Raw genomic sequence first — 14,946 nt, forward strand, 5'->3', positions numbered from 1 at the left:
AACGCCAGAGGCGGAGGGAATGGTGACGACAGAACAAACGCGCAGGTCGATCGCAGATCGCGTCATCGCGCGAGCGCGCGCTCGTGCAACGCCGATCGACGGTGATCCCGAATATATGGCGATCGTCGAGCTCTGGGTCATGGGAGAAATCAGCATCCAGGAGATGCGCCGGCGCTATATCGCTTTGCTGCAGGAGCGCTCTCGGACGACAGACCATCTAGCAACGGCGATCGACGAGGAACGAGCTGGTGAGATTTCGACCGTTCCTGACATGGGCAACCACAGCAATCAGGACGGGTTTCCCGGGAGGGACCCCGCCTTGGGCGGGGTCGCCGGTACCTGATCACACGGCCGCCATACGAGCGGTCCGAACCGCTTGAGTTTCTGGCTTCGTCTTCCAGGCAGCCATGACAGCCGGCATCCCGGCCTCCAGGCAAGCCGCCATGAAAGCTTCGCGGGCGATGACGGCAGGGACGATGCCGTTAAGAGCGCGCTGGCAGGCCTTCACCGCCCTGTCATGGCGTTCCCCGTGCCGCAACGGCCACTCGTTCTCGAGAAAGTCGAGGGCGTCATAGACGCCGATGAAGGTGCGCTCCAGGCCGCATTGCAGCCGGATCGTCACTGGTCGAGTCCATGGAACATCGTTCAGCGGCATTTCTTCCTCCTTTCGTGCCACCAATGGTCCTGAAATAGATATTGTAAGGGCGCGGAACGCCTTCAAGGACCTCATCGACTGAGTCTGCAATCCCTCGTGCCGGCCACTTCAGAAGGCGAATCTCGCCTCCTCGGGCTCGGCGCGATCCTCCGAGATCTTGAAGGCTCCGGGAGGCAAGGGACGCAGCAGCTCCTCTTCCCGGCGCATCAGATCAATCCAGTCCATGCGGTCCTTTCTTGGCAGAACCGCCATCTGGCGATCATGGAATGGCGCGATATCGGCGTTCGATTCGATCGTCAGGATCGCATAGGCTTCCGGCCAATCCCGCGTCTTGGGCCGCCAGATGCCGGCGAAGTAGAACCAGTCGCTGCTGGCGAGAGAGAAGCGATAGCCTTTGCCGCGGCTCCTGTGCCGGAATTCGGAAGCGGGAATGAGACATCGGTGCGTCGGAAAACGTCTGCCCTCGGCACGAACCACCGTGAAGGGGCTGCCGCTCGTCTCGGACGGCTGAAGGCCCCATGGCAATTCCACCATCTCAATCTCGTCACCGGAACGTCTGATCACAAGACGGCGTTCTTCAAGTGACGCTTCGGGATCGAATAGCTTCACGTCCATAACGAGAAGAACATATCAGGAACATGATTGAGATGCAAACATGGTCACGGTTTGAGGAGTAAGCCAGGACCTGTTAGCGTGGCAGGATGCGCTCCGATGAGACCGAACGTCACAAGCTCGGCCGGGTGGCGATTGCCAAAGAACGAGGCCGAGGAACTGCTCGTTCGGTTCGAGCGAGATCAAGGCGAGCATCTGCCGCACCTGGAGCGGCGTGACGTGACTGAAGCAACCCGCGGCGCGACGGAGGAAACATGTGCAATGATTATAGATTGATGGTGGATGCCGCCGCGATCGCCGAGGATTTCGCCGACCTGAAGATCAAGATCCGGTTCTCGGAAGGCGTGCCCAACGTCCAGGCGCGGGAGGACATCAAGATCACCGATACCGCGCCGATCATCCGGACAATTGACGGCGCCGCTGGTGAGGCTGATATGGTGCAGCGGCGCTGGAGCTGGCCCGGACCCAACAAGCGGCCGGTCTATAATTTTCGCTCGGAGGGACGTGAGTTCGGGTCGAACCGATGCCTGATTGTCGCCGACGGCTTTTATGAGTTTACGGATCCCGAAGACAAGTCGAAGAAGCGCAAGGACAAATGGCTGTTCACCAAGAAGGATGAACCGATCTTCTGCATCGCCGGCATCTGGCGGCAGACGCCGGAAGTCGGAGAGGCCTTCACCATGCTGACTATGCCTCCTGGTCCCGACATTTCGCCCTATCACGACCGGCAGATCGTCATTCTGGACCGCAGCGCCTGGGCGGACTGGCTCAATCCGTCGATTTCGGCAAAAACCCTGATCAAGCCACTGGCATTGGGTACGCTGCACGTCGAGCAGGTCGCCTGATCCGGTTGACGGTCCTTGTTCTCGCCTGCATTGCGGCCTTCCCTACCGGCGATCATCCTTAGGCCGCACGTACCCTGTCCCGACCGCTCATTTTGGCTGAATAGAGCGCCTGATCGGCGCGCCGATAAAGATCCGAAACGTTGTCTTCCGGCTGGCAGACGGCGATGCCCGCCGAGCACGTGTAGCTGAAGTCGGGAGATTCAGGCAGCGGGCGGGAGAACCGGATCACGCTCAACATGCGCTCCACAATGGCGATAGATTCCTCGGATCCTGTTTCCGGCATCACCAGAATGAACTCTTCTCCGCCAACGCGCCCAAAACAGTCGGTGCGGCGAACGTTTTGATGAATGCGGTGAGCGAAGTCGCGCAGGACGAGATCTCCGGCGTGGTGGCCGAGCCGATCGTTGATGTACTTGAAATTGTCGATATCGAACACGGCCAGGCATCCTTCGTTCCCATGTTGCGCGGCTACCAGCATGTCCTCGATACGTGCCATCACGAAGCGGCGGTTGGCGACGCCGGTCAGTTCGTCCGTCTGAGAGGCCTTGATCGCCTGATCGCGATCTTGCCGGACGCTCCTGCCTTTGGCGCGTAAGGTGGTAATGTCGCTCGCGATGCACAGCATCCAGCCGTTCTTCTCGATCGTCTCCGTCATCCAGAACCAGCGACCGTCGATCAGATCCGTCTCGAAAGCCCGATAGCCGATCTTGCCGCGCCGCGACTGCGTCGATCGCAACCAGTCTTCGAAATTCGCTCGGATGGCCGTCCCCCGCCCCAGCTCGAAATTCCGTCGCATGAGATCCGGCCATAGAGGAGTTTCATCGGGCTCGATGAAATAGGCGGAACGGAATGCGTTGTTGGCATACCGCAGCCGGTCATCGCCATCATAGATCGCAATGAGGGTTTCGGTGCGCGCAGAAAGGTGGAGAAGCTGTTTGACGATCTCGTCCATATCGAACCCCGCCTGGTTACCTCGGGACTACATGGCGCAGGAAACCTATGGGAAAAGGGCCAACGACAGCAAGCAAAGGCGTGGCCAGTGCTTACGGAAACGTCAACAGACCCAGGAACCGGACCACGTCGTAAAGAGCGGACGGCGAAGCCGCCGGTGTCATTCAGCCGTGCTGGTATCTGTGAACTTCTTTTCAACACATTGGCTGTCTATATCCAGCACATCGGCATTGCTGATGAGCGCTGAAATGAATTCGCCGCTCGCAATCGCCGCCGTCGCTTCGAGACTTTTGACCACGGATGTACTGGCACTGGTGAGTAAGCGATGATGAGGAAGGTCGGTGCGATTTCGCCCCGGCCTTTTTTATTGCCTTCAAAGCCGACGCATCGTTTGAGCGGCAACTCAGGCGGAAACCGTGTTGGGTGAGTGGCCGCGGGAGATAGAACGTTCTGTCGCGAGGCGGCATTCGGCTTGCTCAAGCCTGTCCAGCAAACCGGCAAAAACCTCACCGGTATCGTCAGGGACGACAAGTGCCTGAAGCTTGCTCAGTTGCCGAGCAGCGCCTGGATCAGGTGCGTATTGATGTTTAGCGGCAAATATACAAGCCATTGATGGGACGCCAAATCAGCTATAGGTTCCAATCGCGGAAAGTCGCCGCGCATTGATCAGGAGCTTTCATGCCGACCGGAACCGTGAAATTTTTCAATACAGACAAAGGCTTTGGGTTCATCACCCCTGAGAACGGCGGAGCGGATGTTTTCGTGCATGTCTCAGCCGTGCAGTATGGCGATCTTCTGCGGGAAGGTCAGAAGGTAAGCTACGATCTGGGCCAGGACCGGAAGACCGGAAAATCGAAGGCTGAGAACGTCAGCGTGCTTTGATCCGGCTCCAGTGCCGTTTCCGTCATTGAAAATTCCGGCTCTTGATCTTCAATGTGTCGATGTGCCGGTCGGGCTCGAAAATGTCCTTCGCGCGAACGGATGCCGGAGGTTTTCCACGCGGATCGGGCATCCCCGGGGCGCCGTGAACAAATTCGTCCCCGCGCCCCGTCGGCGGCCGAAAGTTGCCGTCGCGTTCCGTCAGACTGGAGAGATCCGCAGAGAGATCGAACAGCTGCTGGGCGACCAGGTGGACGACCTCCCCTTCCCGCTGGATCCTGCTGTTGATCGCCAGCATGCTGGATCCGAGCAGAATCCGGCGTGAGCGCTCGAAGAGTTTCGGCCAGACCACGACATTCGCCACGCCGGTTTCGTCCTCGATCGTCACGAACACGACGCCCTTGGCTGACCCCGGCATCTGCCGCACCAGCACCAGGCCGGCCGCCATCAGCCATTGGCCGTCTCGTGCCGTCATCGCTTCCGAGCAGGTCACGATCCTCTTGCAGGCCAGATCCTGGCGCAGGAAACTCAATGGGTGATGACGCAGGGTCAGCCCGGTGTGGCTGTAGTCCTCCACGACATTGTGCCCTTCGGTCATCTGCCGGAGTATTACATCCGGCTCCTGCTGCTCGGCGATCGCGCGCGCTTCCCGCTCTGCGGCCGCGGCAAACAGGGGAAGCGGCTCGTCGCGCAGCGCTTCGATCGCCCAGAGCGCATCGCGCCGTTCAAGGCCGAGGGAAGAGCGGAAGGTATCCGCCTCTGCCATCTTGACGAGCGAGGCGGTCGGCACACCGCAGCGGCGCCACATGTCGTCGATGGAAACGAACGGCTCATCGGTCCGTGCGGCAACAATACGGGCAGCATCGGCGACCGGAAGACCTTTCACAAGCCGCATTCCGAGCCGGACTGCATGCTTGCCGGTACGGCCGATCGGCTCCAGCGTGCAGTCCCACCGGGACCGGTTGGTGCAGACCGGCCGGACCTCGACACCATGCTTTTTGGCATCGGCGACGATCTGCGCCGGCATGTAGAACCCCATCGGCTGCGCATTCAAAAGTGCGGCGCAGAACACGTCCGGATAATGGCACTTCACATAGTTCGAAGCATAGGCAATCAGCGCGAAAGAGGCGGCGTGGCTTTCGGGAAAACCATAGGACCCGAAACCCTCCAGTTGGCCAAACGTCCGCTCGGCGAATTCCGGCGAATAACCATTGCGGATCATGCCGGACACGAGCTTGTCCTTGAACCGGCTCACTCCGCCCGTAAACTTGAACGTCGCCATCGCCCGGCGCAGCTGATCGGCCTCTCCGGCCGAAAATCCGGCGCAGACCATCGCCACCTTCATGGCGCTCTCCTGGAACAAGGGCACACCGAGCGTCTTGCTCAAAACCGCCTCCAGCTCCGGCGTCGGATAGTCGACAGGCTCCCTGCCCTCGCGTCGGCGCAGATACGGGTGGACCATGTCGCCCTGGATCGGCCCTGGCCGGACGATCGCCACCTGGATGACGAGATCGTAAAATGTCTCGGGCTTCATGCGCGGCAACATCGCCATCTGCGCCCGGCTCTCGATCTGGAAGGTACCGAGGGTATCGGCCTTGCGGATCATCGCGTAGGTCGCAGGATCCTCCTGAGGGATGGACGCCAGGTCGAGCGGGATATTCTTCTCCTGCTTCAGCAGCGCGAAGGCCTTCGCCATGCAGGTCAGCATGCCGAGCGCCAGCACGTCGACCTTCATCATCTTCAAGGCTTCGACGTCATCCTTGTCCCATTCGATGACGTATCGGTCGGGCATGCTTGCAGGCTCGATCGGCGCCAGGTGGTCCAATCGATCGTGGGTCAGGACAAAGCCGCCAGGATGCTGGCCGAGGTGCCGAGGCGTGCCCATCAGTTGTTGCGCCAGCTGCAACGTCAGCGCCAGCCGATAATCCTCCGGGTTGAGCCCGAGGTCGCGGACCTGCTTTTCGCCGACCTCTTCCGACCAGGACCAGACGCCGGAGGACAGCGCCTTGATCAGGTCCTCCGACAAGCCGAAGGCCTTGCCGACGTCGCGGATCGCACCCTTGGTGCGATAGCGGGTGACGGTCGAGCAGAGAGCCGCCTTGTCATGGCCGTAGGTCTTGTAGATCCACTGGATGACCTCCTCGCGCCGTTCGTGTTCAAAATCCACATCGATATCCGGCGGCTCGTCGCGCTCCTGACTGACGAACCGTTCGAACAGCAGGTCGTTGGTTTCCGGATCGATGGAGGTGATGCCGAGGACGTAGCAAACGGCGGAATTGGCGGCAGAACCGCGGCCCTGGCAGAGAATGTTCTGGGAGCGGGCGTATCGGACGATCGAGAAGACGGTCAGGAAATAGGGGGCGTATTTCATCGTCTCGATCAGGCAGAGCTCATGGCGGATGGTCTGTTCGACATGGGCCGGCAGGCCTTCCGGATAGCGGGTCTTCACACCCTCCCAGGTATAATGCTCCAGTGACTGCTGCGCCGTCATGCCGGGGATCAGGGCTTCCTCGGGATACTGGTAGACCAGTTCCTCGAGCGAAAACGTACAGCGCCTTACGATCTCCATCGTGCGCGCCAATGCCTCGGGATAGCGGGGGAAGAGGCGGGCCATCTCCTCCGGCGGCTTCAGATGGCGATCGGCGAAACGTTCGCGATCGAAGCCGACGGAATCGATGGTCGTCTTCTCGCGAACACAGGTGACGATATCCTGAAGCTGCCGGCGCGGCGGCTCATGGAACAGCACGTCATTCGTAACGACTGTCCTGACCCGGTAGCGCGCCGCCATGTTGGAAAGCGTGTGAAGCCGCAGTTGGTCGTTCGGCCGCCGGCGCAGGCTCAGCGACAGATAGGCGCGATCCCCAAAAATCTCTGCCATCTTCCTGAGCTGCATGGCGCAGGTCTCGTCCGGCATGTCCGGCACGAGGATGCCGATCAGGCCCTCGGCATAATGGGCGACATCGTCGAGATGCAGGATGCAGTTCGCTTTGCCGCCCCTGCCCTTTCCCAAAGTCAGCAACCGCGTCAAACGCGAATAGGCGGCGCGGTCGGTCGGGTAGACCAGGATCGACATGCCGTCCGCCAGATCGAGCCGGCAGCCGACGACCAGCCTCAGGCCTGTCGCCCGTGACGCTTCCAGCGCCCGGACGATCCCGGCCAGGCTGTTGCGATCGACGATGCCGAGCGCTTCGATGCCCATGAGCTTGGCGGTGGCGAACAGTTCCTCGGCCGACGAGGCGCCCCGGAGAAACGAAAAATGCGTCGTGACCTGCAACTCCGCGTATCTCATGCGAAAAGCCCATGTAGGTACCACTTGTGCGACCCGGTTCCGGCATCGACGCCGTCGCCCAAACGAAAGATCCAGAAGCGCTCACCGCTCTCGCTTTCAACGATGAAATAGTCCCTGACCGCCCGAAACTCCGATCGTCTCAGCCACCATTCTCCAAAGATCCGCTCCGGCCCGTCAGCGCGCGCCACCCGGTGACGCCTGCCCCGCCAGGTGATCGAGACCGGCGGATGGTCCGGCAGCAATGCGATCACCTCGATCAGCTGCGGCCGGGCGAGCAGTCGCGGCGGCCGCTGCCATTGCGACGGCCAGGTCTCTCCCTTCTCTTCGGCTGTAGGATCAACCCGCCGGACGCTGCGTTCCGGCACATCGCTTGCCACCGGCGCGGCTCGGTAGATCCGCTGGCCGCCGCGATTGCCGAGGATATCGATCAGCGGCGTGACATCCTTGACTTCCTCCTCGATGAGCGAGGAGGCATTCTGCTTTTCCGCCAGCGGCTCGACCATGATGGCGGCGAGCGTCAGCTTCTCGATACCGAAACCGGGTTCGATGTTTTCGATGCGGTCGTTGAACAGCTTCGTCAGCCAAGCCGCGTCACGGACCGGCTTTGCCGTCCCTGCCCTCAGGGCCTGAATGGTATTGTCGACGCGATGGACGATGAGATCGACACGCCGGACGCCGAGCCCGCGCTTCTGAAGCTCCAGGCAAAGCAGCCGGACCAGACGGGTGATGTATTTTTCGATGGTTTCAGCGGCGCCGATCGGCTCGGCGAAGGAGCGATGGACTTCGACGAGTTCGGCAGGCCGGATCGGATCGATCGGCTCAGCCAGACGGCCATACATCTGATCGAGGCGGCGGGTGATTTCCGGGCCAAAGCGCAGCACCAGCGGCGCGCGCGGCGTGGCGGCCAGCTCGCCGACAGTGGCGAAGCCCAGGGTGCGCAGGCTGGCGACGATTTCCGCGGGCAGGCGCAGGGATGAAACCGGCAAGCGCTCCACAGCCTCGGCGATCTTTCCGGGAGGCACGATGATTGTCTCGCGACGGGTCGCCCGCGCCAGCGCATGCGCGGCGCCCCAAGTATCTGCAATCGCTGCGCGGGCGGCCAGTCCCTTGGCACGGAAGCGATTGACGAGACCGAACAGCATCCGTTCCTCGCCGCCCTGCAGATGATCGGCGCCCTCCGTGTCCATGACGATCCCGTCCGGCGGGTCCATGGCGACGACCGGCGAATATTGCGTCAGCGCCCAGAGCGACAGGCGTTCCAAAGTCTCACCATCGGCATGCGGATCTGCATCGAAGATCATCAGACCCTGGACCAGCGCCTGCGCCTTGGCTGCCGGCATGCCGACATGCAGACCAAGTTTCAGAGCCGCGGTGTCGGCGGCAGAAATCCACCGCTTGGAGCCGCTTTTGGCGACGATCACCAGCGGCTTGTCAGCCGGTAGCGAAGGATCGGCGCGCCTCACCCGATCCGTCGGCAGTGTCGGAAGAAAGACAGATACGACCCTGGCCATCACATGCACCTATGACAAATTCCGCGCGCTCCCCTGCTCTCACCCGCATCAGCTCCGCGCGCCAGCGTCCGCGGCCGACGCCCGGAACCGGAAGCGGCTCGGACGGCAGGACTGAGACACGCCACCGCGTCACCGCCGCCGTCGGCATCCCGAAATCCGATGCTTCCGCCTGCCGGCGCCATCGCCGGATCGCCAGTCCGATCGTGCCGGAGCTTTCGGCGGCGAGCTGCAGCCGGCGCGAAGCGACCATCGGCAGGCGCACCAGTTCGGCGACGACGGCGCCAAGGCCGCCATAGCGCAGAGCCTCCTCGAAGCTTGCCAGCACATCCTCCTCGCGGCCCGCCTCGACATAGATCACCCGGTCGGGATGCAAGCCCACCTGCGCCAGAGCCGGGGCAAAGAGATCGGCGCGGGTGAAACACCAGACCACCTTGCCCTTCGTTCGCGCCGCGATGCCGCCGACGAAGAGTGCGGCCGCTGCCCCATCCACCGCACCATTGCCGCCGCCCGCCACCTCATGGATGGCGCCATAGGCGAGCCCGCCGCCCGGAAGACAGTCATCGATGTCGGATACGCCGAACGGCAGCACGGTCTTCTGGCGGCTGGCGGCACCTTCCAGATGTGCGATGCGTTCGCGCAGTTCCGAAAGAACGGCAGTTGAGGCGGATTGGCTCATGGTCTCCTTCTTCGCGGGAGCTGTTATTGCTTGAGAGAAACGAATATGTTCTGTATCTGTTCTAATCTGGAAAATGAGTCAATGTGCATGTACGGCAGCTTTGCAGGGCTCGATCGGTGGAATCGTCGATTCAGCGAGCGGATTCAGAGCGATGACCGAAGGGGACTTTTTTTGAAATACCCTCGCCCTGCGCACGACGCTGGACTTTTGTCCGTAGAGCAGGGTTCCGAAGCGGCTTGGGAAAATTGAGCAGCTGAGATAGTTAGCTTTTCGCCACATGACAGGACCGGTCTGCCGGGCAGAAGTATTGACGACGGGAGGTCAACCCGAAACCGCCGGCGAAGGCGCACATGCGGCGATCGAGGGCGTTATCCGGCTTCGACATCCACAATCGGGGCAAATGCCGATCGTAGATCCGGCGTTGGAAATAACTCAACCGTCATTAACAGTTAGCGCGACACCCAGTATTCTGCCCCTGATCCAGGCGACCATTTCGATTTCGGTCGCATGCCCAGCCATAGCCGACATCGGGCAAGTATCGGACAATTTTTTCTGAGAACCAAGCCGGGGAAAGCGATCAGAACCGACCCAGCGCATGCTGTCCATCGAGCACCTGTTCGTTCCATCTACAATAAATGATCCATGAAGGTTCGCTGATAGGAACGCGTCGGTTTAAACTTATATAACGCGTCCAACAAAGCTGGTGACCGTATCCCGCAATGCTCCAGAATCATCATTCCTTTGCGTCTCCGGTTGAACCGGAGGAACTCCAGATGCTGCAGAGCGTCTTCGATGAGGTCTGCCTTCAGCGAGGTCTCCAAAAAGAGACTGCTCGTGCCTCCAAGCTGGCAGCCGATCTGATCGATCTGTTTCAGATGGGGCTGCGGGATCGGCAGCAATTGCTGGCAATGCTGAGCCGGCCGGGTGACGAGACCGTCGACGAAGCTCCGGTCTGAAGGTCGCGGCAGGACGCTTGAGCTGCGACGAGCGGATTGCCGCTGGAGATTAAGACTTCAGGAACGATAGCCGTTGCAGGGACATTAAGTGTTCCTGTTTTACGATATTCGAAATAACAAGAACGGTGGTCGCATAGGTATGTTCTCCCGGTCGAGGCTTTTCCTTTGGGGTTTGCTTCCTTTCGCTATTTCGGTCGTCTTCGGCGCGCTCGTCCTTCTCAGCTTGTATTGGTCGGCCGGCCGAATGGATGCAGCCGCCGCGCAACGCCAACAGGATCTCGTCACCCTGATCGTCTCCAATATGCGTACGGAGATCGCACACGATCAGGAGAGCGTGACGGTCTGGGACGATGCGGTCACACGGACTGCGGAGCGCGATGTCGATTGGCTGGACGCCAACCTGGGCAGCTGGATGCATTCCTATTTCCAGCATGATGCGGCATTTGTCCTCGCTGCGGACGGCACCGACATCTATCATTTCGTGGCGGCAGACGACCGATCGGTGACGCTGGAGGAGTTTCGGACGGCTTACCTCCCGCTGGTCGCACAACTGCAGCAGCGGTTGTTTGCGGATGACACCACCGGCGTGACGGAGCGAGTCTTGTCGATCGGTGAGAGCGACTTGGCCGTGGTCGGCGGCAGGCCCGCCATCGTCAGCGTCAAGCCGATCGTGTCCGACAGCGGAGACCTGGAGCAGCGGCCGGGAGACGAAAACCTGCATGTGGCGGTCCGCTTCCTTGACGGTAGCTTCCCGAGCAGTATCGGGAGCCAGTACCAGTTTGAAGACATGCACTTCACACCGCAGGCAGACGATAGCGAGCACGCCTATGTGCCGCTGATCTCGTCAAAGCGCGAGACGATCGGCTACTTCTGCTGGACGCCGTTCCGCCCCGGCGCCACCGTCCGGAACGAAACTCTGCCGGCCCTCGGTGCTGGCGTCCTCTGCATCTTTGGGGCGACGAGCGTCCTCGGATTGCTATTGTTTCGCCGGTCCGAGCGGCTTTCTGCAAGCCGCGCCGAGTTGCAGCACCTGGCTCATCATGACGTGCTGACGGGCTTGGCAAACCGCGCCAGTTTCAACAAAGCGCTGGAACGTGAACTCGAGGCCGCTTTACCGGCAGACGTTCACGGCGTGCTGTTCATCGACCTCGATCGGTTCAAGGCGGTCAACGACACCTTCGGCCATCCCGCCGGGGACCGCCTGATAAAGATGGTCGCAGAGAGGCTGCGGGAGGTGCTTCCGCACGCGATCGTCGGCCGCATCGGTGGCGATGAGTTCACGGCTCTTCTGCGAAAGATCACGGAGCAGGATCTCGTGAAAGCCGCTGAGGACGTGGTTCACGCAATGGAGCAGCCGTTCGACCTGGATGGCGCCCTGGCCACGATTGGAGCGAGCGTCGGCGCAGCGCTCGCGGCCGGCCGGGCAGACCCGACGGAGCTGACGCGACAGGCCGACATCGCGCTTTATCACGCAAAGGCCGCCGGCCGGAACCGGTACGCGCTCTTCGGTGATCACATGAACCAACTGCTGCGGGCGCGTCGCGAGCTTGAAAACGATCTTCGTCACGCCATCGAGACGAAGACGCAGATCGAAATCCATTATCAACCGGTCTATTCGGCAACAACCGGCGAGATGTGCTCCGTCGAGGCGCTTGTACGGTGGCGGCATCCCAAAAAGGGGCTGCTCGGTCCTGACATCTTCATCCCCGTTGCAGAAGAGGCCGGGCTGATCACGGCCCTGGGATTGATTGTCCTGGATGACGCGTGTGCGACGATCTCTGCCTGGAATGATCTCCCAGTTTCCGTGAATGCGTCAGCGGCAGAGCTGAAACTGGAATCTTACCCGCTTCGGGTTCTTTCCACTTTGGCACGGCACAATATCGAGCCGGGCAGGCTTGAAATCGAGATCACTGAAAGCCTGCTGCTCGACGGTTCTGGTCAATGCGAAAGAACGATCGCGGCGCTTCGCAAGGCTGGCGTACGTTTCGCCATCGATGATTTTGGAACTGGTTATTCGTCATTCGGCCGCGTGCAGGATGTCAGCATCGACCGCATCAAGATCGACAAGGTGTTCGTCGATGAGTTGAGCCGCAGCGGCAACAACGGGATCATTGTCGGCATGGTCAGCATGGCGCGTGCGAGGGGGCTTGAGATCACCGCCGAGGGCGTTGAGACGGAGGAGCAACGGGAGATGTTGGGCTCGCTTGGCTGTGACCACCTTCAGGGATATCTACTTTCAAAGCCGTTGACACGCGAACAATTTGCCTCGGTGCGAACCAAAACGGTTTCTGACGCTGGCAGCAAGGCGATTTCCACCTCGCCGGTACCTTTCCATGGAAGGTAGCACTGGATGCCCTTACCAACAGGCAAGTTGCAGGTCTTATTTGGCTAGCGCCTGTTGATCACCAACCAAGTCCGGGGAGGACCAAGCTCCCAATCCAGGTGGAAGGGCATGGGTCAGACGAGCCTACATGGCCTGCGCTCGCTGCGGAGGGCGAGGTGGGATGGTCGGTGAAACTCAACCTATCTGTCTACACGCGATGATCTATCCGGCTTGGGATGGTGCCGCTAACGTTATTGACGCGGCCAGGAGCGGTGGCTTTGCGGTCAACCTGAGCCAGGCTATCAACGTCACAGCAAGCTCAGTAGTGACGATCTCCGTGATCTTTGCGTTTACGATGAGTATGGACTGGGTGTTTGGCGCCTTCGGCATATGGGCGATCTTTTCAGGCTTGCTGCAGCTTGGCACTGCTGTCCGACGTTACTATTTCCGCTGTCATGCCGCTACCGTTTGCCGAGATCGCTCACTTCCACGCCGAGGGCGCCCGCCAGCGTCTCCTTGCCCTGATCAGGCATCAGGGCGATGCCCGCCGCAAGGCCTTCCTGCCACGAGGCCCCTCGATCCCATGCCTCCTGGTATGCGTCGGCCAGGAGGTCGCCCTGTCGGGTTTGGATCATGGCTTCGAAAAGCGTGGCCGCTTGCAGGAGGTCCTTGTCCCGCTTCGCCCGCCCAAGCGCGTCCGTGGGCCGCCTCGATGCGACAATGAGTTTGTGGACGGAGTACCGTTCAGGCGCGGGGACGTTTACGCTCACGCCTTCCCGATGAAGCAGCACCGTCCGCAAGGGCTCGTAGATCAGGAAATCAAGGAACCGCAGGTTTTCCGCCGACGCACCACCGAGGGCAGGCATGGGAGAAGGCTTGCCCATATACTCGTCCGATCCCCGATTGCTCGTCAAAAATTCGACCCGGTAATTGGTCTTGTTGACGAACGCCGTCACGCGCGCCTTGTCTGCCTGATGCGGGACGGCTCTGAAGGACGGATCGACCCCATGCAGTATGTCTAAGATCGGCGGCAGGCTGTCATCCACCTCCTGCGAGATCGCAAAATCCATAGCTAGGTCAGCATCGCCAGTCTGCATTGCCGTCCTGGGCAATCGGACGCCGAGGATGCCCGAGTAGCAGCCATAGGCAACCGAGCCGACGAGGAAGCCACGCAGACGGAAGAACCCTGCATGCGCGAGCGCCTGCGTGACATCGCCGGCGAACCGATCGGGAGCCGACATGCCGCCTGAGCGCAGGAGCGTAGAAACCAATCGTCGCCGCTCCTTAATGTTGCCCTTGATCTCGCGATGCCGCCTGACACGCGCTGCGATCACCGGATCAGCTGCGGGGCCAACATAGCTCCGCTTATCCTTGCCCTCGGGAGTAGGGACATCGAAATAGAAATAGTCTTTGCCCTTCACCGGTACGGTGACAAAGCGGCCCTCGAGCGGAAAGTCCGATTGCCATTGCGCATCAAGAGTTTGCTGGGCGAGTTCCGCGAACATCGTCCGGAATGCAAGGTCAATATCTCTCATAGTTCGAAGGGTCCCGGTTATAATGTTTCCTTTAACTCATTATAACTTCGTTCAGTTATAATGTTCCCAAGAGAACATTATAACTCTTCTGTCGCCCGTCAAGGCATCAGCCGAGAGGCCCACGGACCGTCGTTCGCTTGCGCCATTTCAGAACCGTCTTCGGACTGATCCCATACCTCTTCGCCGCGGAAGGAGCGGCCGCGGCTCACCTGGATCGTCATCGATACGAGCTTTCCGACGCGCTCGGCCGCGCCCAAAGCGGCCAAGGGAGAAAGATCAAATGAGCACACCTATTCGATCGTCCGCCGGATATGGCTATTGGTCGTGTGACACACACCATGGCCGCCGGCTGGTGCTTCGCCGAGGTCTTCCCAATTTCAGCGCTTGTGCCGAACGCGTTCGAACTTCGACAACTTCACCTTCAGTTAGCTGATACGTTCACACTCGTCATCCGGCCGTGCGCCTTATCCATCGCCCGCCGCAGGTCATCCACCGCTGAAGCGCTGGGAAGGACTTCGCCTTCCAGTTCCTTTGGCATCTGCCATCCCGGGTTGACGCCTTGCATGTTCGGCAATTCGTGAGCGATTCCTTTGTGGCAGTCTATGCAGGTCGCCCTCCCGCTCTGGAGAGATCGCGTGTGGATATCCGCGGCGCGTTCGGTCTGCTTCGAAAGGTCCATGGCTATCGAAGAATGGCAGTTGCGGCACTCGAGGC

Annotated in this window: 14 protein-coding genes and 1 pseudogene; 6 read left to right on the forward strand and 9 right to left on the reverse strand. The window is 60.6% G+C overall.

Annotation, left to right across the window (positions count from 1 at the left end):
- Nucleotides 1-19 precede the first annotated feature (19 nt).
- On the forward strand, nucleotides 20-343 hold the full coding sequence (locus ABK249_RS30000) for a hypothetical protein (protein ID WP_280107562.1): 324 nt from the start codon (nucleotides 20-22) through the stop codon (nucleotides 341-343).
- Here the strand turns inward: ABK249_RS30000 and ABK249_RS30005 are convergent, their stop codons facing one another.
- Together ABK249_RS30005 and ABK249_RS30010 are read right to left on the reverse strand one after the other, a co-directional pair.
- Nucleotides 344-655, reverse strand: a complete 312-nt coding sequence (locus tag ABK249_RS30005; protein ID WP_210057311.1) for a DUF982 domain-containing protein — start codon at nucleotides 653-655, stop codon at nucleotides 344-346.
- Nucleotides 656-763: 108 nt separating this feature from the next.
- The gene (locus ABK249_RS30010; RefSeq protein WP_210057309.1) at nucleotides 764-1,270 is read right to left on the reverse strand and encodes an SOS response-associated peptidase family protein; all 507 of its coding nucleotides are present in this window, start codon (nucleotides 1,268-1,270) and stop codon (nucleotides 764-766) included.
- A gap of 251 nt (nucleotides 1,271-1,521) precedes the next feature.
- Between ABK249_RS30010 and ABK249_RS30015 the strand changes: the two genes are divergently transcribed.
- Nucleotides 1,522-2,112 (forward strand): SOS response-associated peptidase, encoded by a 591-nt coding sequence (locus ABK249_RS30015; protein WP_210057307.1) that lies wholly within the window; start codon nucleotides 1,522-1,524, stop codon nucleotides 2,110-2,112.
- A gap of 58 nt (nucleotides 2,113-2,170) precedes the next feature.
- Here ABK249_RS30015 and ABK249_RS30020 read toward each other — a convergent pair whose 3' ends face one another.
- Together ABK249_RS30020 and ABK249_RS30025 are read right to left on the reverse strand one after the other, a co-directional pair.
- Entirely contained in the window at nucleotides 2,171-3,064 is an 894-nt protein-coding gene (locus ABK249_RS30020; protein ID WP_210057305.1) for a GGDEF domain-containing protein, read from the reverse strand.
- A 159-nt stretch (nucleotides 3,065-3,223) separates the two neighbouring features.
- Nucleotides 3,224-3,361, reverse strand: coding sequence for a hypothetical protein (locus ABK249_RS30025; protein WP_210057286.1), 138 nt, complete (start codon nucleotides 3,359-3,361; stop codon nucleotides 3,224-3,226).
- Nucleotides 3,362-3,741: 380 nt separating this feature from the next.
- Between ABK249_RS30025 and ABK249_RS30030 the strand changes: the two genes are divergently transcribed.
- Nucleotides 3,742-3,945 (forward strand): cold-shock protein, encoded by a 204-nt coding sequence (locus ABK249_RS30030; protein ID WP_113501754.1) that lies wholly within the window; start codon nucleotides 3,742-3,744, stop codon nucleotides 3,943-3,945.
- A gap of 22 nt (nucleotides 3,946-3,967) precedes the next feature.
- On the opposite strand, the gene ABK249_RS30035 is transcribed toward ABK249_RS30030, so the two are convergent.
- The 3 genes from ABK249_RS30035 to ABK249_RS30045 are packed head-to-tail and all read right to left on the reverse strand — an operon-like array spanning nucleotide 3,968 to nucleotide 9,418.
- Complete coding sequence (locus ABK249_RS30035) at nucleotides 3,968-7,231, reverse strand: error-prone DNA polymerase (protein WP_210057283.1); 3,264 nt, start codon at nucleotides 7,229-7,231, stop codon at nucleotides 3,968-3,970.
- On the reverse strand, nucleotides 7,228-8,742 hold the full coding sequence (locus ABK249_RS30040; RefSeq protein WP_210057281.1) for a Y-family DNA polymerase: 1,515 nt from the start codon (nucleotides 8,740-8,742) through the stop codon (nucleotides 7,228-7,230). The genes ABK249_RS30035 and ABK249_RS30040 overlap by 4 nt, the downstream gene beginning before the upstream one ends.
- Nucleotides 8,663-9,418, reverse strand: a complete 756-nt coding sequence (locus ABK249_RS30045) for an ImuA family protein (protein WP_210057279.1) — start codon at nucleotides 9,416-9,418, stop codon at nucleotides 8,663-8,665. The genes ABK249_RS30040 and ABK249_RS30045 overlap by 80 nt, the downstream gene beginning before the upstream one ends.
- 773 nt (nucleotides 9,419-10,191) lie before the next feature.
- Here ABK249_RS30045 and ABK249_RS30050 point away from each other — a divergent pair.
- The 3 genes and pseudogenes from ABK249_RS30050 to ABK249_RS30060 form a co-directional block, all read left to right on the forward strand.
- Entirely contained in the window at nucleotides 10,192-10,374 is a 183-nt protein-coding gene (locus ABK249_RS30050; RefSeq protein WP_210057277.1) for a hypothetical protein, read from the forward strand.
- A gap of 244 nt (nucleotides 10,375-10,618) precedes the next feature.
- Entirely contained in the window at nucleotides 10,619-12,718 is a 2,100-nt protein-coding gene (locus ABK249_RS30055) for a putative bifunctional diguanylate cyclase/phosphodiesterase (RefSeq protein ID WP_320443067.1), read from the forward strand.
- Nucleotides 12,719-12,914: 196 nt separating this feature from the next.
- Nucleotides 12,915-13,139: pseudogene (locus ABK249_RS30060) on the forward strand (DUF308 domain-containing protein); the annotation flags it as partial.
- A 19-nt stretch (nucleotides 13,140-13,158) separates the two neighbouring features.
- Here ABK249_RS30060 and ABK249_RS30065 read toward each other — a convergent pair.
- On the reverse strand, nucleotides 13,159-14,232 hold the full coding sequence (locus ABK249_RS30065; protein ID WP_210057274.1) for a nucleotidyltransferase family protein: 1,074 nt from the start codon (nucleotides 14,230-14,232) through the stop codon (nucleotides 13,159-13,161).
- Nucleotides 14,233-14,653: 421 nt separating this feature from the next.
- Nucleotides 14,654-14,946: NapC/NirT family cytochrome c (locus ABK249_RS30070; RefSeq protein ID WP_348864728.1), on the reverse strand; the 293-nt coding region annotated here is incomplete at its 5' end.

Origin of the sequence: Neorhizobium phenanthreniclasticum (genome assembly GCF_040066075.1) — a bacterium.
GTDB classification, from domain to species: Bacteria; Pseudomonadota; Alphaproteobacteria; order Rhizobiales; family Rhizobiaceae; genus Neorhizobium; species Neorhizobium petrolearium.

Excerpts from the sequence above, each read along its gene's own strand:
- ABK249_RS30000 (WP_280107562.1), top strand. The coding sequence starts at position 20 with ATGGTGACGACAGAACAAACGCGCAGGTCGATCGCAGATCGCGTCATC.
- ABK249_RS30005 (WP_210057311.1), bottom strand. The coding sequence starts at position 655 with ATGCCGCTGAACGATGTTCCATGGACTCGACCAGTGACGATCCGGCTG.
- ABK249_RS30010 (WP_210057309.1), bottom strand. The coding sequence starts at position 1,270 with ATGGACGTGAAGCTATTCGATCCCGAAGCGTCACTTGAAGAACGCCGT.
- ABK249_RS30015 (WP_210057307.1), top strand. The coding sequence starts at position 1,522 with ATGTGCAATGATTATAGATTGATGGTGGATGCCGCCGCGATCGCCGAG.
- ABK249_RS30020 (WP_210057305.1), bottom strand. The coding sequence starts at position 3,064 with ATGGACGAGATCGTCAAACAGCTTCTCCACCTTTCTGCGCGCACCGAA.
- ABK249_RS30030 (WP_113501754.1), top strand. The coding sequence starts at position 3,742 with ATGCCGACCGGAACCGTGAAATTTTTCAATACAGACAAAGGCTTTGGG.
- ABK249_RS30035 (WP_210057283.1), bottom strand. The coding sequence starts at position 7,231 with ATGAGATACGCGGAGTTGCAGGTCACGACGCATTTTTCGTTTCTCCGG.
- ABK249_RS30040 (WP_210057281.1), bottom strand. The coding sequence starts at position 8,742 with ATGGCCAGGGTCGTATCTGTCTTTCTTCCGACACTGCCGACGGATCGG.
- ABK249_RS30045 (WP_210057279.1), bottom strand. The coding sequence starts at position 9,418 with ATGAGCCAATCCGCCTCAACTGCCGTTCTTTCGGAACTGCGCGAACGC.
- ABK249_RS30050 (WP_210057277.1), top strand. The coding sequence starts at position 10,192 with ATGCTGCAGAGCGTCTTCGATGAGGTCTGCCTTCAGCGAGGTCTCCAA.
- ABK249_RS30055 (WP_320443067.1), top strand. The coding sequence starts at position 10,619 with ATGGATGCAGCCGCCGCGCAACGCCAACAGGATCTCGTCACCCTGATC.
- ABK249_RS30065 (WP_210057274.1), bottom strand. The coding sequence starts at position 14,232 with ATGAGAGATATTGACCTTGCATTCCGGACGATGTTCGCGGAACTCGCC.